Annotated in this window: 18 protein-coding genes and 1 pseudogene; 8 read left to right on the top strand and 11 right to left on the bottom strand. The window is 70.4% G+C overall.

The features are described from left to right. Positions 1 to 20: 20 nt before the first annotated feature. The 3 genes from AC0B9F_RS24425 to AC0B9F_RS24415 form a co-directional block, all read right to left on the bottom strand. Entirely contained in the window at positions 21 to 1,322 is a 1,302-nt protein-coding gene (locus tag AC0B9F_RS24425) for an NAD(P)/FAD-dependent oxidoreductase (RefSeq protein ID WP_472006026.1), read from the bottom strand. Between the two features lie 207 nt (positions 1,323 to 1,529). Further along, positions 1,530 to 2,885 (bottom strand): MFS transporter, encoded by a 1,356-nt coding sequence (locus AC0B9F_RS24420; RefSeq protein WP_472006025.1) that lies wholly within the window; start codon positions 2,883 to 2,885, stop codon positions 1,530 to 1,532. Between the two features lie 163 nt (positions 2,886 to 3,048). Further along, positions 3,049 to 3,876 carry a phytanoyl-CoA dioxygenase family protein gene (locus AC0B9F_RS24415; RefSeq protein WP_472006023.1) on the bottom strand — a complete coding sequence of 276 codons (828 nt, stop codon included), beginning with the start codon at positions 3,874 to 3,876 and terminating at the stop codon, positions 3,049 to 3,051. A 123-nt stretch (positions 3,877 to 3,999) separates the two neighbouring features. Between AC0B9F_RS24415 and AC0B9F_RS24410 the strand changes: the two genes are divergently transcribed. Next, entirely contained in the window at positions 4,000 to 4,638 is a 639-nt protein-coding gene (locus AC0B9F_RS24410; RefSeq protein WP_472006016.1) for a TetR/AcrR family transcriptional regulator, read from the top strand. Between the two features lie 40 nt (positions 4,639 to 4,678). On the opposite strand, the gene AC0B9F_RS24405 is transcribed toward AC0B9F_RS24410, so the two are convergent. Beyond that, positions 4,679 to 5,965, bottom strand: a complete 1,287-nt coding sequence (locus tag AC0B9F_RS24405; protein ID WP_472006014.1) for a flavin monoamine oxidase family protein — start codon at positions 5,963 to 5,965, stop codon at positions 4,679 to 4,681. Between the two features lie 230 nt (positions 5,966 to 6,195). Here AC0B9F_RS24405 and AC0B9F_RS24400 point away from each other — a divergent pair, with 230 nt between their 5' ends. Further along, positions 6,196 to 7,392, top strand: coding sequence for an alpha-hydroxy-acid oxidizing protein (locus AC0B9F_RS24400; RefSeq protein WP_472006012.1), 1,197 nt, complete (start codon positions 6,196 to 6,198; stop codon positions 7,390 to 7,392). A 314-nt stretch (positions 7,393 to 7,706) separates the two neighbouring features. Here AC0B9F_RS24400 and AC0B9F_RS24395 read toward each other — a convergent pair whose 3' ends face one another. From AC0B9F_RS24395 to AC0B9F_RS24385, 3 genes are read right to left on the bottom strand one after another with little or no spacing between them, the layout of a single operon-like run. After that, complete coding sequence (locus AC0B9F_RS24395) at positions 7,707 to 8,477, bottom strand: SDR family NAD(P)-dependent oxidoreductase (RefSeq protein ID WP_472006010.1); 771 nt, start codon at positions 8,475 to 8,477, stop codon at positions 7,707 to 7,709. A 52-nt stretch (positions 8,478 to 8,529) separates the two neighbouring features. Then, positions 8,530 to 9,648, bottom strand: a complete 1,119-nt coding sequence (locus AC0B9F_RS24390; RefSeq protein WP_472006009.1) for a zinc-binding dehydrogenase — start codon at positions 9,646 to 9,648, stop codon at positions 8,530 to 8,532. A 2-nt stretch (positions 9,649 to 9,650) separates the two neighbouring features. Next, a complete protein-coding gene (locus AC0B9F_RS24385) occupies positions 9,651 to 10,199 on the bottom strand; it encodes a 2,4'-dihydroxyacetophenone dioxygenase family protein (protein ID WP_472006007.1) in 549 nt (182 codons plus the stop codon). 114 nt (positions 10,200 to 10,313) lie between these two features. Here AC0B9F_RS24385 and AC0B9F_RS24380 point away from each other — a divergent pair, with 114 nt between their 5' ends. Continuing rightward, positions 10,314 to 11,321, top strand: a complete 1,008-nt coding sequence (locus AC0B9F_RS24380) for an AraC family transcriptional regulator (protein WP_472006005.1) — start codon at positions 10,314 to 10,316, stop codon at positions 11,319 to 11,321. Between the two features lie 39 nt (positions 11,322 to 11,360). Here the strand turns inward: AC0B9F_RS24380 and AC0B9F_RS24375 are convergent, their stop codons facing one another. Continuing rightward, positions 11,361 to 12,476: a helix-turn-helix domain-containing protein gene (locus AC0B9F_RS24375; protein ID WP_472006003.1), complete on the bottom strand. Its 1,116-nt coding sequence runs from the start codon at positions 12,474 to 12,476 to the stop codon at positions 11,361 to 11,363. A gap of 139 nt (positions 12,477 to 12,615) precedes the next feature. Here AC0B9F_RS24375 and AC0B9F_RS24370 point away from each other — a divergent pair, with 139 nt between their 5' ends. Continuing rightward, positions 12,616 to 13,410: a class II aldolase/adducin family protein gene (locus AC0B9F_RS24370; RefSeq protein WP_472006002.1), complete on the top strand. Its 795-nt coding sequence runs from the start codon at positions 12,616 to 12,618 to the stop codon at positions 13,408 to 13,410. Between the two features lie 175 nt (positions 13,411 to 13,585). Here AC0B9F_RS24370 and AC0B9F_RS24365 read toward each other — a convergent pair whose 3' ends face one another. The 3 genes from AC0B9F_RS24365 to AC0B9F_RS24355 form a co-directional block, all read right to left on the bottom strand. Then, positions 13,586 to 14,986: an MFS transporter gene (locus AC0B9F_RS24365; RefSeq protein WP_472006001.1), complete on the bottom strand. Its 1,401-nt coding sequence runs from the start codon at positions 14,984 to 14,986 to the stop codon at positions 13,586 to 13,588. A gap of 388 nt (positions 14,987 to 15,374) precedes the next feature. Next, positions 15,375 to 15,779, bottom strand: coding sequence for a RidA family protein (locus AC0B9F_RS24360; protein WP_472005999.1), 405 nt, complete (start codon positions 15,777 to 15,779; stop codon positions 15,375 to 15,377). Between the two features lie 751 nt (positions 15,780 to 16,530). Beyond that, positions 16,531 to 17,496 carry a pirin family protein gene (locus AC0B9F_RS24355; RefSeq protein WP_472005997.1) on the bottom strand — a complete coding sequence of 322 codons (966 nt, stop codon included), beginning with the start codon at positions 17,494 to 17,496 and terminating at the stop codon, positions 16,531 to 16,533. A gap of 20 nt (positions 17,497 to 17,516) precedes the next feature. Between AC0B9F_RS24355 and AC0B9F_RS24350 the strand changes: the two are divergent. From AC0B9F_RS24350 to AC0B9F_RS24335, 4 genes and pseudogenes are all read left to right on the top strand, one after another. Next, positions 17,517 to 18,043, top strand: a pseudogene (locus AC0B9F_RS24350) (MarR family winged helix-turn-helix transcriptional regulator). 61 nt (positions 18,044 to 18,104) lie between these two features. After that, positions 18,105 to 18,488, top strand: coding sequence for a MarR family transcriptional regulator (locus tag AC0B9F_RS24345; RefSeq protein WP_472005995.1), 384 nt, complete (start codon positions 18,105 to 18,107; stop codon positions 18,486 to 18,488). A 100-nt stretch (positions 18,489 to 18,588) separates the two neighbouring features. After that, positions 18,589 to 18,963 carry a tetratricopeptide repeat protein gene (locus tag AC0B9F_RS24340; RefSeq protein ID WP_472005994.1) on the top strand — a complete coding sequence of 125 codons (375 nt, stop codon included), beginning with the start codon at positions 18,589 to 18,591 and terminating at the stop codon, positions 18,961 to 18,963. 61 nt (positions 18,964 to 19,024) lie between these two features. Continuing rightward, a complete protein-coding gene (locus AC0B9F_RS24335) occupies positions 19,025 to 19,669 on the top strand; it encodes a peptide deformylase (protein ID WP_472005992.1) in 645 nt (214 codons plus the stop codon). Positions 19,670 to 19,687 lie beyond the last annotated feature (18 nt).

The following is a 19,687-nucleotide window of genomic DNA, read 5'->3' as shown; positions in this document are numbered from 1 at the left end:
GACTGTGGGGCGTGGGTCTGCTAGCGGATCTTGCGGTCGGACCTTCGGTCGAATGCCCACATCGCCCGCATCACCGGAGCGTTGAAGGCGAGCGGGGGCGCGAACCGCGGCCGCTCCCGCCATACGGTGGCGAGGCCGTCGGGGGTCTGGTCGCCGGCGAGCCGGTCGGCGAGGAGCGTACCGAGGTAGGGGGCCTGGGCGAGGCCGTGGCCGTTGCAGGCGATCAGGTAGGAGACGTCCCGCGTCGCCTCACCGGCGACCGGCAGCCACGACGGTGTCATCGCGATCCATCCACCCCACGTGCGCTGGACCGCGACGTCGTGCAGCGAGGGGAACCTGGCGCGGAAGCCCTCGACGATGTCCGCCACGACCGCGGGGTCCGGCTTGCGAGCACCCACGGTGCCCCGCGCGCTCTGCAACTGGCGGACGCCGGCGACGATCGTGTTGCGCCGGGTCGGGCGGAAGCTCTCCATGATGTTGTGCTGGGTGGCCAGGCCGGAGCGGCTCGTCCAGCCGGTCGCCTCGAGCCGGTCGGCCGGGACCGGTTCGGTCTCGATCATGCTGACCCAGATCGGCTCGGCCAGCCGCTTCGGCGCGATCGCCAGCTCGCGGGAGTAGGCGTTGGTGGTGAGCAGGACCCGCTCGGCGCGGACGTGGCCGCCCGGCACGGTGACGATGACTCCCGCGCGGGTGGGCTCCACCGCCTGGACGGAGGTCTGTTCGAACACCTTCGCACCCGAGGCGAGGAGCGCCGTGCGCAGACCCAGCGCGAACTTCCCGGGGTCCATCACTCCCCCGGCGTTCTCCAGCATGCCGCCGAGGAAAGCGTCCGGCAGCCCGAGATCACGGCCGTCGCCGAACTCGACGTCCGCCCCCGCCTTCTGGAAGATCTCCGCCTTCTTCCGCGCGATCCGGAGCTGTCCCGGGGAGACGGCAGCCGCGACGTTGCCGGTCGGCTCGTAGTCGCAGTCGATGCCGAGCCGTCCGATCAGCTTCTCGGTGAAGCCGACGGCGTCCTCGGCGAGGCGGACGAGGCCGTTGAAGCGGCGCGGGTGCAGTGTGCTGAGGAGTTGAGGGTCGCCGCCCGGCACGCTCCCCAACTGGCCGGCGTTGCGGGAGCTCGCCCCGCAGCCGCAGAACCCCGCCTCCAGCAGGACCACGTCGGCGCCGCGTTCGGCCAGCCGCAGCGCGGCCGCCATGCCGGCGTAGCCGCCGCCGACCACCGCGACGTCGCAGTTGAGCTCTCCTTCGAGCGCCGCCGTGACATCACCGGGCGGATCGGCCCAGCCGAACTCCGAGTAGGTGACTCCCGTGGACGACATCGCACACCTCCGTTGTATTCGGGCACATGCCCTCTCTTGCTTTGACCTCGTGTCGCGCCTTCTCGGCTCCCCCACGTCGCGCTGACACGGGGCTGCTTCGCCGTATGAGCGTGTCGGCGGCTGGTTCGCCGTACGGAGCGCGAGGGCTGCTGCTCCGCCGTATGGAGCACGAGGCCTGCTGCTTCGCCGTACTGGGCGCGTCGCCTGCTAATTCGCCGGGCGGAGCTCGTCCGCGGCGACTCCTTCGAGTGGCCGGTTCGTCGTGCGCGGTCCGAAGAGGAGGACGGCGATGGAGAACACGACGTAGGAGGCCGCCGCGATGGCCATCAGGCCACTCCTCCCCCAGCCGCCGTAGATCGCCGCACCGAGGACTCCTGAGGCGGCGCCGCCGAACCGGCCGACGCTGATGATGATCCCGCTGCCCAGGCCGCGGGCCTGGGTGGGGATCGTCTCCGGGATGTAGGCGTAGTACGCGGTGACGATCAGCCCGGTCACGACGCCCGCGATGCCGCCCGCCGCGACGACGAGCCAGTGGGCGGTCGACACGCCGAAGACCACCAGCGGTACGGCGGTGACGACGGACGTGACGAGGATGAAGGTCTTCCGCTCGATCCTGTCCATGGCGAGCAGGGCGACGAACGGTGTGACGGCGTAGACCACGTTCCAGATCAGCTGGATCCGGTAGGCATCGCCCTCGGCGTACTGGAGGCCGTCGACGAGCACGTAGAGGGCCCAGTTCTGGAACAGGTACAGGCCCAGGGTCGCTCCGAAGTAGCCCGCGGCGACGACGGCGATGGTGCGGATGACGCGCTTGTTCCCGAAGAGCCGGCGCAGCGGGACCTCCTCGACGCCCTCCGGCACCGACCGCGGTTCGCTCAGCGGTCCGCGCCGCAGGGCACGGGCCTCGAGCTTCTCGACGATCTCCCGCGCCTTGGCGGGCCGTTTGCGCGAGGCGTACCAGCGCACCGACTCCGGCATGAAGAAGCGCGCCAGCGGGGCGATCAGCAAGCCGGCCAGACCACCGACGCCGAAGAGATGGCGCCAGGTGTCGGGTCCGCCGTGCGGGATCGTCACGAGTGCGAGCAGGGCGACCACCGGCGAGACGATCACGAAGGCCGAGGTCACGATGGACACGAACCTGCCGCGTGTCCTGCTGGGAAACATCTCCGCGATGTACACCAGCAGGGCCGAGATCGCTGCCTGCACGCCGATCCCCGTCACCACACGGGAGACGAGCAGCAGGGCGAGGTTCGGAGCGAGTGCCGTGGCCAGCGCCCCGCACGAGTAGAGGACCGTCGCCCAGACCAGGAGCCGGCGCCGGCCGAACCTGTCCGACAGCCGCCCGCCCACCAGGCCTCCGAGGATCATGCCCGCGAAGAAGGCGCTGCTGACCAGGCCGATCTCCGCGAGGGTGAGTCCTGTGTTCTCCTTGATCGCCGGGACGATGTAGGCGAAGAGCGCGTTGTCGTAGTACTCGAGCATGAGATTGCCGGTCAGGATCGAGATCCAGACGATGTGCGGCAGCATCACCGGCAAGCGGTCGAGCCGCGCGGACACATCCACGGCACTCCCTGACCGGACAGCCTCGGACTGGTCCATCTTCTCTCCCTTTTCTGCGACAACGCCGTCGCACCCACGAACGGCAGGGGGCAGCAAGCACGCGTCTCACGTGCACATCAGGCAGACCTCGGCCCGGTCGGTCAGGGGGAACCGATCGCGGATGCGGTCAGACGAGCCGGCGGAAGACAGGCGAGCGGAACGCGTCGCCCTCGTTCAGCTTCGCCATCTCTTCCGCGAAGAGGACGCCGTTGCGGGCGTAGCGCTTGTTCGCGTCCGGCAGCGGCCGGAAGGTGGCGTCGTCGCCGAAGAAGCGCAGGACCAGCGTGTGGCGGTCGGGGCAGGCGGCGTCGACACCGGCGCCGCCGTGCAGCGAGCGGGGGTGCAGCACCAGGACGTCACCGGGGTCGATGTCCCACGAGAGCACGTCATAGGCTCCGGGGTCCGCCGCGAGCTCGGCGTCGATGTGGGGCAGCCGGGGCAGGACCCCGCCGCCATAGAGGGGCTCGGTCGGGTCGTCGAGGTTGAACGTGGTGCCGTCGTACTGGAGGCCGCGGTGCGAGCCGCGCACGATCTCCAGCGAGTTCCGCTTCGGGATGTGCTGGAAGCTGATCCAGGCGTTGCCCCAGTGGTCCCCGGCCCAGGGCAGATAGGAGGTGTCCTGGTGCCAGCAGCTGCGGGCGCCGCGGCCGCCGGACTTGAGGAACACCTCCTCGGCGAAGTACCAGACGTGCTCCGAGCCCCACAGGTCGGCGAACAGTTTCCCGAACGGCAGGGTCGGCACCAGCGCGTCCAGCCGGTCCTTGGCGAGCGGGTTGGCGTTGTCGACGAGCGACCGGTACTCGGTCCCGTCGAACATCGACGACGCGTTCGGACCGGGGTGGGCGACGGCCCAGTCGAACGCCTCGTGGCACTGAGCCAACTGCGCCGGGTCCAGGCAGTCCTCGAAGAGGACGGCGCCGTCGGTCCGGAACGCTTCCCGCACTGACTCGTCCATCGGTGGTTCCTTCCTTCGTGTCGGGATGTGCAAGCAACGTAGAGCGCCGCGCGAATTTACACAACGGGCGTGACGAAAAATGTGTGGCAGAATCGGGAGGACGTCTAAGGGGAGGACCGATCAGTGAGTGGCGATGCCAGAAGCGAGCAGGTCACACGCCGTGGCCGGCCGACCGGCGACCACGCCGCCAAGCGCGCGGAGCTGCTGAAGGCGGCGGCGTCGGTGATCGCGCGGGAGGGCTTCGCCAACGCCTCGCTGCGCAAGGTGGCCCACCACGCGGGATGCACGACCGGGGCGGTGACGTACTACTTCAAGAACAAGGAAGAACTCGTCACCGCACTCGCCGAGAGTCGCTTCGACACCTACGACGCGATCCTCGAGGCCAGCCGCGAACAGACCGACGTCAAGACGGCCTTGGAGCGGTGGCTGCAACTGACCACCGGCAACCCCGAGTTCTGGCCCGTGATGTCCCAGCTGCTCGCCCACGCACGGTACGAGCCCGCCTTCGCCGCCCTCATCCGGCAGCGCTACGCCCGCTACCGCGCGGTGCACACCGAGATCCTTCAGGCCGGGCAGGCGCAGGGCACCATCCGTACGGACATCCCCGCCGAGCTGCTCGCCGACCAGCTCAGCGCCATGGGCGACGGCTGGATGATGATGTACCCCTTCGAGCCCGAACGGTTCGAACCCAGCCGGGTCCGGGCCCTCGTCGACGCCGCCGTCGCCCTGATCAGTCCTCCTTCCGGCACGCCGCACACCTGATCACTCCGCCGATCCTCGGACCCGCCCGGTGGGGGCGTGATCAGCTGCGCCCGCCGTTCAGTGCGCGAGCGACGTCCCGGGCCGCCCGGACACCGGTCTCGATGGCGCCGTCGATACCGCCGACTCCGAGGGCCGCGATGTCGCCGCCGGCGAAGTGGATCCGTCCGTGCGGCTCACGCATCAAGGGAGCGGCCTGGGTGAGGTTGCCCGGCCGGTGATGGACCCAGGTCCCCTGCGAGCAGGGGTCGCTCACCCAGTCGTGGCAGGCGATGTCGACCACCTCGATGCCGGGGACGAAGAGGCGCAGGGCACGCTCGACGGCTTCGCGGTCGTCGACCAGCGAGAGGTCGGAGCCGAAGCACACGACGAGCGTGTCGCCCTCGTGCCGGTATTCGGCCCGGGCGGTGCTGAGGGGGTATGTGCCGGCCGGGGCGCTGACGGTGAAGGGCTCGATCTCGCCCCTGACCCGCGCCCAGATCTTCGCCGTCCTCATCGGCTGCTTCTGCTCGATCATGCTCCGTACCGGCGGGGCGAGGGGCGGCGTCAGGGCCACATCGGTCAGGGTGTTGAGCGGGAGCGCGACGACGGCGCGCCGGGCGCGCACACGCTCGCCCCGGCCGGTGGTCACGAGAACGCCGGACCCGTCGTCCTCGATCGCCGTCACCGGCGTGGAGAGCCACAGCTCGGCCGTGGAGTCACCGGCGATCGCGTCGAGCAGCCGCCCGGTCCCGCCGTCGATCGGCCAGTGACCGGCGACTTCGAGGAACGCCGCCCAGCTGCCGAAGTTGAGGGCGGCCCAGAAGAGGAACTGGGCCATGCCCTGCTCGCTCTCGGAGTGGACCAGCGAGGACATCACGCCGGCGAGCACGTCCCGCTCGTACGGGGAGAGGTCCATCGCGTCCAGCCGGTCCGCGAGCGTCTCCTTCTCGATCGCGCCGGTGTCGGCGGCGGCGATGTCGGACGGCCGGGGAAACCGCGCCCGCGCGTCGGCCAGGCACCGGGCGACCAGCGGTCCGCCGACGCCGGCGTACTCGGCCGGCGTCCCGGAGTGCACCTCGCCGTTCGCGAGCCAGTAGCACTTCTCGGTCTCCATCGGCGTCGACAGGCCGATGCCGTACCGCTCCAGCTCGTGCCACACGTGCGACTGGGTCCAGTGCACGTACCCGCCGCCGAATTCCACCGAGCGGCCGAACGCCTCGCCCAGGAAGGTCCGCCCGCCGATCCTGTCCCGCGCCTCGATCAACACCACCGAGTAGCCCTGGAGGCTGAGATCCCGGGCCGCGGTCACACCGGCGAAGCCGGCTCCGATCACTGCAACGTCATACATGTGAAACACCAGTTCCGCCATGGGTGCCAGAGGATGCGCTGCACCGTACCGAGCGCCGAACTTTTACGCAACAGGCGTTACAATAAATCGGGGCGGCGCACTCCACCCATGCGGCCCGCTCTCCAGCGCATCGGGAGGGGCCAGCCCTCCCGCGCCCTCACGGTCCTCTCCTCCATGACGTGCCGTCGCACCGAACCGTGCAGGAACTCCCCGCCCAGAAAAGGTGGTTCATGAGCCAGACATTCGGTAGCCAGACATTCGGTGGCCAGACATTCGGTTCCTACCAGAACGAGATCTACCGCGACGGTCTCGCCGGCACGCTGCCGCGCTACCCGATGGTCCATGCCGAACTGGAGGCCAGGGCACAGGCCGCACTGCCTCCGTCGGTGTGGTCGTACGTCGCCGGGGGCGCCGGCGACGAACACACGCAGCGCGCCAACACGGCAGCGTTCCAGCAGTGGGGTCTCGTCCCCCGGATGTTCGTCGGCGCCACGCAACGTGACCTCTCCGTCGAGCTGTTCGGGATGGCCCTGCCCACTCCCCTGTTCATGGCGCCGATCGGAGTGCTCGGCATCTGCGCCCAGGACGGGCACGGCGACCTCGCGGCCGCACGCGCCGCCGCACGCACGGGCGTCCCCATGGTCGCCTCGACCCTGTCCGCCGACCCACTGGAGGCCGTCGCCGGGGAGTTCGGAGCGACCCCGGGCTTCTTCCAGCTGTACACGCCCACCGACCGGGACCTGGCCGAGAGCCTCGTGGACCGCGCCGAGAAGGCCGGCTTCCGGGGCATCGTGGTCACCCTCGACACCTGGATCACCGGCTGGCGCCCCCGCGATCTGGCCACGGGCAACTTCCCCCAGCTGCGCGGGAACTGCCTGGCCAACTACACCAGCGACCCGGTCTTCCGGGCGGGTCTGGACCGAGCGCCGGAGAAGGACATACGGGCCACAGCCCTCAACTGGTCCAGGATCTTCGGGAATCCACTCACCTGGGCCGACCTGCCGTGGCTGCGATCGCTCACCACGCTCCCGCTCATCGTGAAGGGCCTGTGCCACCCCGACGACGTACGACGGGCCAAGGACCTGGGCGTGGACGCCGTCTACTGCTCCAACCACGGCGGCCGGCAGGCCAACGGCGGACTGCCCGCCCTCCAGGCCCTGCCGGCCGTCATCGAAGCCGCGGACGGGATGCCGGTCCTGTTCGACTCCGGCATCCGCAGCGGCGCGGACATCGTCAAGGCGATCGCTCTCGGCGCCACCGCCGTCGGTGTCGGCCGGCCCTACGCCTACGGCCTCGCCCTGGGCGGCACCGACGGAGTCGTCCACGTCCTGCGCTCGCTCCTGGCCGAGGCCGACCTGATCATGGCGGTCGACGGCTACCCGGCCCTCGCCGACCTCACCCCGCAGGCACTCCGGCGCGTCACCTGATCCATCGCCCGGGCCGAGGCGCTCCCCGCACCTCGGCCCCGGCCACCGCGGAGTCGGGAACGTCCTGGCGAGGGGACACTGCCGAGCCACCCGAGGAGGAACGCCCCCGGCACGCAGAACAGACCCGCGGTCTGGAACGGATACCAGTCGAAACGCCCCTGCGGCCACCGCCCGCGTACGCGGTTCCGGAGACGGCAGGCGAGGAGACAATGAGCGGGACGCGCGCAGCAGCCCCCGTAGACGGACCACAGGAGCCCTCGTCCGGCAACGGAACAGCAGGCAGCGCGCCGGTCCCCGGTCTGCTCAGAGGCGCGTCAGCGGGCCGAGTACGCGCCGTCCACGTAATGAGAGCTGCCGTTGACGAACGACGCCCGCTCGGACAGCAGGAAGGCCGCCATCTCCGCGACGTCCTCCGCGGTGCCCAGGCGGCCGGCGGGGTGCAGGTCGATCAGCTGTGCGCGTTCTTCGTCGGTGATGCCGGCCAGCAGCGGGGTGTCGATGAAGCCTGGCACCATCGCGTTGACCCGTACTCCGCGGGGCGCGTACTCCAGAGCGGCGGTCTTGGTCAGGCCGATGACGCCGTGCTTGGCGGCGGCATAGGCAGCGACGCCTTGGAAGCCGTTCACGGAGAAGAGGGAGCCCAGGTTCACGATGGCGCCGCCGCCGGCCGCGAGCATGGCGGGCAGTTCGTACTGCATCGAATAGAAGACTCCGTCGAGGTTGGTGGAGATGACGCGCCTCCACTCGTCCTGCGGGTACTGGGCGGTGGAGGTGAAGGCGCCGACGATGCCCGCGGCGTTGACGGCCAGGTGCAGGGCGCCGAGCCGGTCCACGGTGGCCTCGACGGCCGCTTGCACGGACGCCGGGTCGGTGACGTCGACATGGACGGCTGTCGCGCGGGCGCCTCGCCCCAGGAGTTCGTCGGCGATCTCCCGGGCGCCCTTGTCGTTGATGTCGGCAAGGGCCACAGCGGCGCCGCCGGCGGCCAGACGACGGGCCACGGCCAGGCCTATGCCTGAAGCCGCGCCCGTGACGAGGGCGGTCCGCCCGTCGAACTCGGTGGTGTAGTCGGTGCAAGGGTTCACGGGTGTCTCTCCCTGAGATGGGGTGATCGCCGGTCAGTAAGGTGAGCGGGATTCAGCCGCCCGGGGTGATCAGGACCTTCGCGTCCTGCGGGGAACTCGCCAGGTGGGCGAACGTCTCGGGCACCTCGTCGAGCTTGACGGTGCGGGTGACCAGCGGGGCGACGGAGAAGTCGCCCCGCACCAGGTGCTCGAAGGTGCGGGCGAACTCGCTGGGCGTGTACATGTAGGCGAAGCGCAGGTCCAGCTCCTTGACCAGTGCCTGGGCGGGTTCGAAGCGGTCGCACGTCATGCACAGTCCCGCGACGACGACCCTGCTCCGGGCCGGGGAGCCGAGGACGATCTGCTCGATGACCCCGGGTGCTCCGACGCACTCGAAGGCCACCGTCGGCCTCCCGCGGGCGCCGTCGACCTCGCCGTCCTCCCCGGCCCCGGTCACGTCGCGGGACGACTTCCCCGGGGTCGTCGTCGGATGTCCGCCGGAGGACGCCGCGGTCCGCGTCCACGCCTCGTACGGGGAGCTTTCCGCCGGGTCGACGACCAGGTGCGCCCCCAGTGACTCGGCGAGCCCGCGCCGCTCGACGGAGAAGTCGGCCGCCACGATCGGGCCGGCACCCCGCATGCGGAGCACCGCGATGACCGCCAGACCGATCGGTCCGCACCCGATGACCAGCGGGACGTCGTCCGGACGAAGGTCGGCGCGGTCCACCGCGTGGTACGCGACGGCGAGCGGCTCGGTGAGGGCGGCGTGCTCGGTGGGGACGTGATCAGGGACCTCCAGCAGCAGCGCCTCACAGAGCACCATGCGCTCGGCGTATCCGCCGGGGGTCTCGGGGGCGCTGAAGCCGAGGAAGGGCTCGCCGGGGCGGCCCAGCGAGGGCACGGAGACGACCCGCCCGCCGATCGGGACGCGGCCGGTGGTGCCGGGCCCGTGCGCGACGACCCGGCCGACGAACTCATGGCCGAACACGATCGGCCGGTCGAGGTCGAGCACGTCCACGCCGTAGGCCGCCCGCATCGACGCGTTGAACTCCGCGCCGTGCTGCGCGCAGTGCAGGTCCGAGCCGCAGATCCCGCAGGCGAGGACCTCCACCAGCACCTCCCCGTCGCCGGGCACCGGCTCCGGCACCTCGGTGAGGCGCATCCGCCGGTCCTGCATCACGACGGCGCGCACGGCTACTCCGCCTCCGTGAGGGCAGCAGCACCGGTGCTGATGTAGCGCAGCTTCGCTCCCTGGGCCTGGGCGAAGTGAGTGAGCCAGTGCTTGAGGCTGACCGCGTCGATGATCGAATGGAACTGTCCGTCCTCCGTGAAGTTCACGTTGGCCCCGGCGACCATCACGAGCATCACCGTGTCCTCGGTGTTGTCCTCCGGGGTGTGCAGGGTGTGGACGGAGCCGCCGGGCTCGAAGAGGTAGGAACCGGCCGTCTGCGCCTGATCCGGGTACTCCTTGTAGAGCCACCGGCCCTTGAGCGTGTACACCTCCGCCGTACCGGTGTGGTAGTGGATCGGCACCGAGGCGCCGGGCTTCATGTGCACCATGACCACCCAGTGGCCGGCTTCCAGGTCCAGACGCAGCAGTTGGATGCTGGTGCCGTCGTCGGTGTCCACCACCGGGAGGTCGTTGACGTTGAGGGTGAGCAGCTCCGTCTGCGGCAGCGCGAGCAGCGGCAGAGCCGCACCGGAACTGGTGGTCGCAGAAGTCGGCGTCAGGGCATCGGACACAGCGGTTCTCCCTTGTCGGCGGGGCTGCGCGCGGCAGCGCGTTCCCCTGATGATGCTGGTGACATCGCGACCGGGACTTGACATCAGACGACACGTTTTTTGATCCTGGGCGACGTGTCTCTGATCCGTGGGACGTCGCTCCAGGGCTATGCCGAGCTCGTGCACCTGCTCGGCGCCGATCCGAACCCGCTGCTCGACGCCGCCGGAATCCCGAGGCAGGCCGTGGGTGACTCCGGCGCCTTCATCCGGTACCGCAGCCTGATCGCCGCGTTGGAGTCGGCGGTCCAGGCGACCGGCGCCCGTGACTTCGGACGGCAGTTGGCGCTTCGCCAGGGCATCGAGATCCTGGGGCCCGTCGGACTGGTGGCGCTGACCGCCCCGACCGCGGGCGATGCCCTGCAGGCCCTCGGCCAGTACTTCGCGGTCTACAGTCCCGCGATCAAGGCGTCGATCGATTCCCACCCGGGCTCCCGCTATGCCCGCTTCGAGTTCCGGATCGAGCTCAAGCGGCTGCCGCCCCACCAGCAGGTCCTCGAACTGTCCCTGGGAGTGGCACTCCAGATCTACGCGCTCATCCTCGGGCCGGACTTCAAGCCGGTGTCGGTCCATCTGCCGCACGGCGCGCTGGTTCCCGTGGCGGACTATCTGGACTACTTCGGCTGTCCCGTGCACTTCGGTGAGCCTCTCTGCGGCTTCCGGTTCCGCCGGACCGAGCTCGGACGGCCGCTTCCCTCACGTAACGCCGTCCACGACGTGGTACGCCAGTACCTCCAGTCGATCACCCCGCCCGCGGACGCGACGCTCGCGACGGCCGCCCGCTCGCTGGCCCGCCGGTTGCTGCCCACGGGCAGTCTCACCCTCGAACTCGTCGCCGGGCAGCTTTCGGTCCACCCCAGAACCCTGCAACGCCACTTGGCCGCGGAGGGGACCTCATTCGAGACCTCGGTCGACGAGCTGCGGCGGGACGAAACCGAGCGCTACCTGCGCGACACCGACATGCCGCTCGGCCAGCTCGCGGGCCTCCTCGGCTACAGCGAGCAGAGCGTTCTCACGCGGGCCTGCCATCGCTGGTTCGGCACCAGCCCGTCGGCGTACCGGAGGGCATCGCGCCGCTTCGGCTGACCCGGACGGACCGGCGCCCAGTGCTCCCACACCACGTCGTCAACGTCCGAGCCAGGTCCGAAGAGCCCACCACCAGTGAGCTGTGTCCGCGACGGAGGTGGCGTCCACCGGGGAGGTGCCGGTGAGCTCGCGGAGGCGTCGAAGGCGGTACTTCACGGTGTTGCCGTGCACGTGGAGCGCGGCGGCGGCCTGCTCGATCCGGCAGCCGTGGTCCAGGTAGGCAAGGGCGGTAGCGGCTGTCTCGCGGTGGAACGCGTTGCCGGGGCTGAGTCCGCGCAAGAGCGAGGCGGACAGGAGCCCGCTGAAGCCGGGGAGCGTGTGGGTGGCGGTGAGCAGGGCCAGATCGGTGAGACGGTGCAGTCCCGTCAAGTTGGCGGCTGTGCCTGCTTGGAGTGCGCGCAGGGCGAGGGCGTGGAGCGGGGCGATCTCGGCCGGCGGCGCGGGCGGCGCGGCCACAAAGAGGGGGGCGTCGGCGGGCAGGGCCGGCAGTCGGCCGACGAGGGCGGCGAGACGGCCGTCGACCAGGCCGCACAGACCCGGGCCGGCGGCAGTGAGATGTCCCTCCAGCAGGGCCGCCAGGGCAGGGTCGCTCACGTCCGAGACCAGGCAGTGGTACGCGACGGACGGGTGCAGCGGCATCCCGACGGGCGCCGGTTCGCCGTTCAGGAGCTTCCGGAGCATGAGCGCGCGACCCGCACGGGTCGTGGGGGACACATCCAGCTCGGCCATTGGGCGGGCATGAGCCATGCGGTGGACGAGGGCGTCGCAGATGTGGTCGATCCTGGTGACGCCGTCGAGGAGAACGTCGGCAGCGACGCCGCGGCGGCGGCCTTCGGTGATCACCGCCTCGACCAGGCGGGTACGTCCCGCCCGGAAGCCGTCCAGAATGGCCGCTACGGGGACTTCGCGCCCGGCCCGCTCGGAGACCAGGCGCTCGGCCGCCGACAGGAGGGCCTCTCCGGGTCGGTCGCCGTCGGCCAGGGCTGCCCGGACACCGTGGAGGAACGCTCGAGCGTACCGGCGTACCTGCTCTTCGGGGAGGGCGGCGACCTGCTTGGACGTGGTGCGAGCGGCACGTGTCGTTTCCTGCACCACGGCGGGATCCGTCACGCACGCCGTCACCAGCTGGAGGAAGCAGTCCCCCGCTGCACTCATTCCCGTCCTCCCGGGTCGGTTGTCCGCCAACGACAAACGCTGCCGCAGGCGTTGAGCCCGACGGGCCTAGGCGGCGTTCGCATCGGTGCTGTTGGGTGTGGATGCCCATGCCGCCGCACAGGCGAAGGAGTGTCACACCGTGTCCGATACCAAGACGTTCCGGAAACAGCAGCAGAGCGAACTGGTCTTCCGGCTGCCCCCGTCGTTCGACGACGTCCAGGAGGAGCGTCGCCACCGCAAGGAACGCCTGGCCGCCGCGTTCCGGATATTCGGCAGGTTCGGGTTCGAGGAGGGCGTGGCGGGCCACATCACGGCACGTGACCCGGAATTGACGGACCACTTCTGGGTCAATCCGTTCGGCATGTCCTTCAAGCACATCACAGTGAGCGACCTCGTCCTGGTCGATCACCTGGGCAGGGTCGTGGAGGGCCGGTACCCGGTGAACGAGGCGGCCTTCGTGATCCACTCCCGCGTGCACCAGGCCCGACCCGATGTCGTGGCCGCCGCGCACAGCCACTCCCCACACGGACGGGCCCTGTCTGCCCTCGGGCAGAGGCTGGAGCCGATCACCCAGGACGCGTGCGCGTTCTACGGCGATCACGGACTGTTCGACGACTACACGGGCGTGGTCACCGATCTGGAGGAGGGCAGGCGCATCGCGACCGCCCTGGGCGACCGCAAGGCAGTCATCCTCCGCAACCACGGACTGCTCACGGTCGGCGGCTCGGTCGACTCCGCCGCCTGGTGGTTCATCACCATGGAGCGTTCCTGCCAGGTCCAGCTCCTGGCCAAGGCAGCCGGAACGGTCGTGCCCATCGCCGCTGAGAACGCCGCCCTCACCCACCGGCAGATCGGCTCCGAACTGGCCGGCTGGGTCAACTTCCAACCGCTGTACGACCAGATCACCCGAGAACAGCCCGACCTTTTCGAGTAACGCAGCGGCTTCGAGGCAGCACTCGGAACAACCCTCAGGTCGTGCGCCCCTCCCTTTCCCAAGGAGTCACGGAAAGGGAGGGGCTGCTGCATCTGCGCACCAGCGCCCTCCCGGTCCGCCCTGCCCCGCCCCGCCCCGCCCCGCCCCGGGAGTACGGGGCCGCGCTGAGCGTTAACTACTGCGCCGCGCTGAGCGTTCCGGCGACTACCCCTTCGAGCGGGCGGTTCGTGGTCCGCGGCCCGAACGCGAGCACGGGGATCGAGAACACGATGTAGGCGGCCGCCGCGACGGCCATCAGGCCGCCTCTGCCCAGGCCGCCGTAGAGCGCGGCACCGAGGACGCCTGAGACGGCGCCACCGCACTGCCCGATGCTGTTGATGATCCCACTGCCCAGGCCGCGGGCCTCCGTGGGGATCGCCTCGGGGATGTAGGCGAAGAACGCGGTGACGACCAGGCCCGTCGCGATGCCGGCGATGCCGCCCGAGGCGATGACGACCCAGTTGGTGATCGATATCCCGAAGACGACCAGCGGTATCGCGGTGACGAGGGACGCGACGAGGATGAGCGTCTTGCGTTCGACCCTGTCCATGACCAGGAGCGCGAGGAACGGCGTGATGGCGTAGACCACGTTCCAGATGACCTGGATCCAGTAGGCGTCGTTGTCCGAGTACTTGAGGCCGTCGACGAGGACGTAGAGGGCCCAGTTCTGGAAGAGGTACAGGCCCAGCGTCGTTCCGAAGAAGCCGGCGGAGATGACGGCGATGGTGCGCAGCACCCGCTTGTTCCCGAGCAGCCGGCGTAGGGAGAGTTCCTCGGTGCCTTCCGCCAGGGTCTGGGGTTCGCTCAGCGGTCCGCGCCGCAGCGCACGCGCCTCGAGCTTCTCGACGATCATCTCCGCCGTGCCGGTCCGCCCGTGTGCGTCGTACCAGCGCACCGACTCCGGCATGAAGAAGCGCGCGAGGGGGGCGACCACCAGGCCGGCCGCGCCGACGGCGAACAGGTGGCGCCAGGTGTCCGGTCCGCCGTGGGGGATCATCACGAACGCGAGGAGCGCGACCACCGGGGAGATGATCACGAACGCCGACGTCACGACCGACACGAACCGGCCACGTGTCTTGCTCGGGAACATCTCGGCGATGTATACGAGCAGCGCCGAGCCCGCCGCTTGTATGCCGATCCCCGTGACCACACGGGAGGCGAGCATCAGCTCGAAGTTCGGCGCGAATGCCGTCGCCAGGGCTCCGCACGAGTAGAGGACCGTCCCCCACACGATGGCCCACCGTCGGCCGAACCTGTCCGACAGTCGTCCACCGGCCAGACCACCCACGATCATGCCGACGAAGAAGGCACTGCTGACCAGGCCGATCTGGCCGAGACTGATCCCCGTCCCCTCCTTGATCGCCGGTACGATGTAGGCGAAGAGTGCGTTGTCGTAGTACTCGAGCATCAGGTTGGCGGTCAGGATCGATATCCAGATGATGTGAGGCATCATCACCGGTAGACGATCGAGCCGCGCGGCCACGTGTGCGGACGTTCTTGTCCGAGCGGCCTTGTCCGCGATGTCTGAGTGATCCATGCATCTTCCCTTTCGTGCGACAGCACGCGCGCGGGCGAAGAAGAGCCGCGGGGATACATGCGCGCAAGCCGCGAGCTTGGTGAGGGCGTTGCGAATTACCGACGTGGACGCCGGCCTCGCCGAGGACTCGAACTCAGTTCACACACTGGGCAGTCATGTGAAGGGCGGCCACGTCGACGAGCGGTGGCCGACGTCCTCCGCCGGGGCGCGGCACAGCGGGTAGCCACCATCCGGGCCTGGGGCGCGGCACGGCGGGAAGCCGCCATCCGGGCCTGGGGCGCGGCACAGCGGGTAGCCACCATCCGGGCCTGGGGCGCGCCGCCCGTCGGAGCGCGGGCGCGAGCATGCCATGCCCGGCCGACAGGGGTGGCGCGCCGGTGACCTTGGGTCAGCCGTCGCCGCCGCCGGCCACCGCGACGACGCGGATCTCGACGAGCAGTTCAGGACGGGCCAGCTGGGTCACCCCGACCGCCGTCCACGACGGGTAGCGATCAGGCAGGTACTCGTCCTTGACCTGGACGAATTCCTGGATGTCACCGCGGAGATCGGTGTGGAACGTCGTCAGTTCGACGATGTCCGCCAGGCTCGCCCCTGCGGCCTCGAGGACGGTCCGGACGCCGTCGAAGGCAAGCCGGGCCTGGGCCTCCATGCCCTTGCCGGGACGCATGGTGACCTGGTCGATCCCCACCTGGCCGGAGACCCAGATCAGGTCGCCGACCCGGGTGGCTTGCGAGAAGTGCAGCCTGTCGTACGTCGCCTCGGTGGGGGGAGGGTTGATCAGTCGGCGTTTCATATCGTGCCAATCATGAGGTGGCCGGTGAATGTGCCGGCGGGGAAGAGGGACGAGCGACCGGGCACACCAGCGGGTCGTCGTGAGAGGTGACCGGACAGTGGGCAGTGCATGACGGTGCGGGCCACGCCGCTGCCCCTGGGCATCCAACGGGAAGGCGGTACAAGGAGATGGCCGGGCTCGAGCGCCGCGAGATCACGTCGCGGACGTCGAGGCCGGCCGCGAGCTCGGTGTCGATGTCGGGCAGCCGAGGCGGGACGCCACCGTGCAGGGCTGATGCATGTCGGTCACCAGTTCCGCCATGAGTGCCAGTCGGTGGGGGAACCGTACCCACCGCCCCACCTTGACGCAACGGTTGTTACGTTAATTCGTGCGGAGACCCGGCCCGCTCACGGGCTGGAGATCCGGCCCGCCGGAACGAAGCGCAGTTCGAAGCCGCGACCCTGCACGGTGTACTCGTGGGCGACACGCACCGGCATGACGCGCTCACAGCTCCACCGGCAGATCCAGCGCAAATGCGGAGAGGCGTGGCCTCACCACCCGCCCAGGCTGTGCGGGAGACCGGCGAGACATGTAACCGGCAACCGCCACGTCGGATGTGCCATCACAATCCCGCTTGCAGGCCACCCGACTCTGCCCTGACGGTCAACCCGTTGATGTGGCCGGAAGCCCCCCAGAGAACTCTCAGCGCCTTGGCCACTCCTTCGATGGAACGCGAACGACGCTGATGTCAACAATAAAGCGTTCTCGCAGGTCAGCGCACTCTTCCTCGCGGTTTCAACGCCGTCACCGGCAGCTCCGGAGCGGGCAGCGGAGCGCCGTCGTACCCCTTCACCTCCCCGAACCGCGTCCCTTCCGTCCACTCACGGCGGGCCTGTTCGATCTCCTCCTGGGAGCGCCCGATCCAGTTCCAGAACATGATCAGTTCCTCCTCGAACGGCTCGCCGCCCAGGAGCATCAGACTCGCGTCGGATTCGCCGCGCAGGGGAAGTTCGGTGCGGCCGCAGCCCAGGTAGAGCATCGAGCCGGGCAGGAGCGGGACGCCGTCCACGTGGGCCTCGCCCGACATGGACAGCACCGCGTACTCGAAGTCCGCCTCCAGCGGCAGGCGGACGTCCGCGCCGCGGGCGAGGGCGAGGTCCGCGCCGACGAGGGGGGTGTACGTCGTCCCGGGTGAGGTCGCGCCGTCGAGGTCGCCGAGGACGAGCGTGGCCGTGAGGCCCGGTGCCGTGACCGTCGGCAGGTCGGCGTGGTACTCGAAGCGCGGGTCGGTGTGGCGGTGGGCGTCGGGCAGGGCGACCCACAGCTGGGCGCCGTGCAGGAAGCGGGCGTGCGAGCGCGGGCTCTCCTCCGAGTGGCTGATCGCCCGGCCGGAGGTCATCAGGCCCAGTTGCCGGGGGCGGATCAGCTGGTGGCTGCCGGTGGAGTCGCGGTGCAGCACCTCCCCTTCGTGCAGCCAGCTCACCGTCTGCAGGCCCATGTGCGGGTGCGGGGGCACCTGCATGCCGGGCTCGTCGGCGATGTCGTCGGGGCCGTAGTGGTCGACGAAGCACCAGGCGCCCACCATGCGCCGGCCGAGGTTGGGCAGCAGCCTGCGGACCTCGGTGGACTCGCCGAGCGGGACGCGGCGCGGACTGAGAAGTTCACGGACCGGCTCCGCCACGACGAAGCCACGGCCGCCGCACACGGCGGGCACCGCCCGGCGATCGAGATTGCTCATGCGGAACAACGTAGTCCCGCTTGCCGTGCCCGTCAGTTCGTCGACCGGGCGGCACCTGTTCGTGGCGGGTCGCCGTCGACCGGGCGGTCGCCCCGCTGGGGCTGACCCACGCGCAGTACTCGCTCGTGGCCTCGCTGCACGGCATGCGGCGCACCAGCGAGCGTCCCAGCCAGCGGCGTCTCGCCGACCACACGGGACTGGAGCCGCTGTACGTGTCGAAGCTGGCGCGCTCCCTGGAGGCCGCCGGGATGCTGGAGCGCGCCCGCGATCCCCGCGACCCGCGTGCGGTGCAGCTCGCGCTGACCGAGCGGGCGGCCGACCACCGAGCAGGCCATCGAGGTCGTCCAGCGGCTGCTCGACCAGCCGCCCAGCGGTAGATGACGCGCACCGGCCGCCCGGCGTACAGGGCGGCGGCCAGTTGCTGCAGCCGCTCGGTGGCCTCGACAGCCCGCGCACCCGCCCGTTCACCGGCGAACTGACGGCCCTGCTCGACACCCCGCTCGACCCGTCGAACGTGCACGTCGACATCGACAAGGAACAGTCATGACCACCACCGCACCGCTCGCCGACAGCCGCGCCATCGGGGTGGCCCACTACGCCGCACGTGGGTGCTGGAGCAGGTGACGGGCCGCCACGGCCTGAGCTTCCTGCAGACCACCGTGTTGCGGCCGGTCGCCACGGCGAACGAGCCTCTCTCCCGCGGCCGCCTCGTCCGGACCGTCGTCGACACCGTCAAGACCACCGCGGCGGAGGCGGACCGGACCGTCGAGGAGCTGATCGGGCGGGAGCTGCTCACCGTCGCCGAGAGCGACACCGTCCGGATGACGGAGGACGGGCGGGCGCTGTACGACGCCGGGACCGCCGAGACCGCGCGGGTCTCGGCGCGGATCTGGGCGGGCGTCTCCGAGGCGGACCGGGCGGCGGCCGGCCGGGTACTGGCGCTGGTGACCGAGCGCGCGAACGCCGAACTGCACACCCCCGGACACAGCTAGCGGAATACAGCTAGTGGAATATTGAACCAATTCCGTCGGTTGTCGGCCGCGAAGGAGGTCGGCCGTGCAGACGACGTTCCACGCGGCACAGGAGCCGCACATGCAGGATCAGCAAACGCAGCAGGCACAGCAGTCCGCGTACTACACCCACGGAACGCCCGCGGAGCGCTGGGAGCGTGCCCGGATGTTCTTCGGCGCCAAGGACTACGCCGCCGCGGCGCGGGTGCTGGCTCCGCTGGCCGAGGAGGTGCCGGAGCAGACCGGGCCGCGCCTGCTGCTGGCCCGCGCCTACTACCACTCCGCCCAACTCAAGCGCGCTGAGGAGCAGTTGCACATCATCGTGGAGCGCGACCCGGTGGAGCACTACGCCCGGCTGATGCTCGGCCGCACGCTCGAACGCCAGGGCCGGGGCGAGGAGGCCGCGACCCATCTGCGGATCGCCTCCGCCTTCGCCGGGGACTTCGAGGAGCAGTGAGTCCGTCACCATGGCCCGGGCGGGCGCCCGTCGCCCGTCCGGGCCATGGCATGCTGACGCGATGTCCCTTCCCCATGATCAGGCACCCCTGGCCGAGCGGATCGAGGAACTGCTCGCCCCCGGCGGCCTGTTGCCCATCGTCGCGGCAGGCGACCCGGTGCTGCGCCGCGGCACCGAACGGTACGACGGTCAGCTCGCCCCCGCCCTGCTCGCCCGTTTCGTCGAGGCGCTGCGCGTCACCATGCACGCGGCGCCCGGCGTCGGACTGGCCGCACCGCAGGTCGGAATTCCGCTACGGATCGCGGTGATCGAGGACCCGGCGCCGGTGACGGAGGAGGTACGGCTGGCCCGGGGGCGCGTGCCGCAGCCGTTCCGGGTGCTGGTCAATCCCTCGTACCAGCCGGTCGGCCCCGAGCCGGCCGCCTTCTTCGAGGGCTGTCTCAGCGTGCCCGGCTGGCAGGCGGTCGTCGCGCGGCACGCGCGCGTGCGGCTGACCGGCGAGGACGAGCACGGCCGGCCCGTCGACGAGGAGTTCGCGGGCTGGCCGGCCCGGATCGTGCAGCACGAGACGGATCATCTGGACGGCATCCTCTACCTGGACCGCGCCGAGCCGCGGTCCCTGTCGTCGAACGACGCGGTGGCCGAGCGGTGGGCCCACCCGACACCCGAGGCCGCCGCCCGCGAACTCGGCTTCGACCTGCCCTGACCGGCGCGAACAGTGGCG

The organism is Streptomyces sp. NPDC097129, assembly GCF_055668065.1.
This window is presented reverse-complemented; position numbering and strand designations above follow the sequence as displayed.

Bases quoted from the DNA above. Each gene is read 5' to 3' on its own strand.
- AC0B9F_RS24425 (WP_472006026.1), bottom strand. From the start codon at position 1,322: ATGTCGTCCACGGGAGTCACCTACTCGGAGTTCGGCTGGGCCGATCCG.
- AC0B9F_RS24415 (WP_472006023.1), bottom strand. From the start codon at position 3,876: ATGGACGAGTCAGTGCGGGAAGCGTTCCGGACCGACGGCGCCGTCCTC.
- AC0B9F_RS24405 (WP_472006014.1), bottom strand. From the start codon at position 5,965: ATGTATGACGTTGCAGTGATCGGAGCCGGCTTCGCCGGTGTGACCGCG.
- AC0B9F_RS24400 (WP_472006012.1), top strand. From the start codon at position 6,196: ATGAGCCAGACATTCGGTAGCCAGACATTCGGTGGCCAGACATTCGGT.
- AC0B9F_RS24375 (WP_472006003.1), bottom strand. From the start codon at position 12,476: ATGAGTGCAGCGGGGGACTGCTTCCTCCAGCTGGTGACGGCGTGCGTG.
- AC0B9F_RS24365 (WP_472006001.1), bottom strand. From the start codon at position 14,986: ATGGATCACTCAGACATCGCGGACAAGGCCGCTCGGACAAGAACGTCC.
- AC0B9F_RS24360 (WP_472005999.1), bottom strand. From the start codon at position 15,779: ATGAAACGCCGACTGATCAACCCTCCCCCCACCGAGGCGACGTACGAC.
- AC0B9F_RS24355 (WP_472005997.1), bottom strand. From the start codon at position 17,496: ATGAGCAATCTCGATCGCCGGGCGGTGCCCGCCGTGTGCGGCGGCCGT.
- AC0B9F_RS24340 (WP_472005994.1), top strand. From the start codon at position 18,589: ATGCAGGATCAGCAAACGCAGCAGGCACAGCAGTCCGCGTACTACACC.
- AC0B9F_RS24335 (WP_472005992.1), top strand. From the start codon at position 19,025: ATGTCCCTTCCCCATGATCAGGCACCCCTGGCCGAGCGGATCGAGGAA.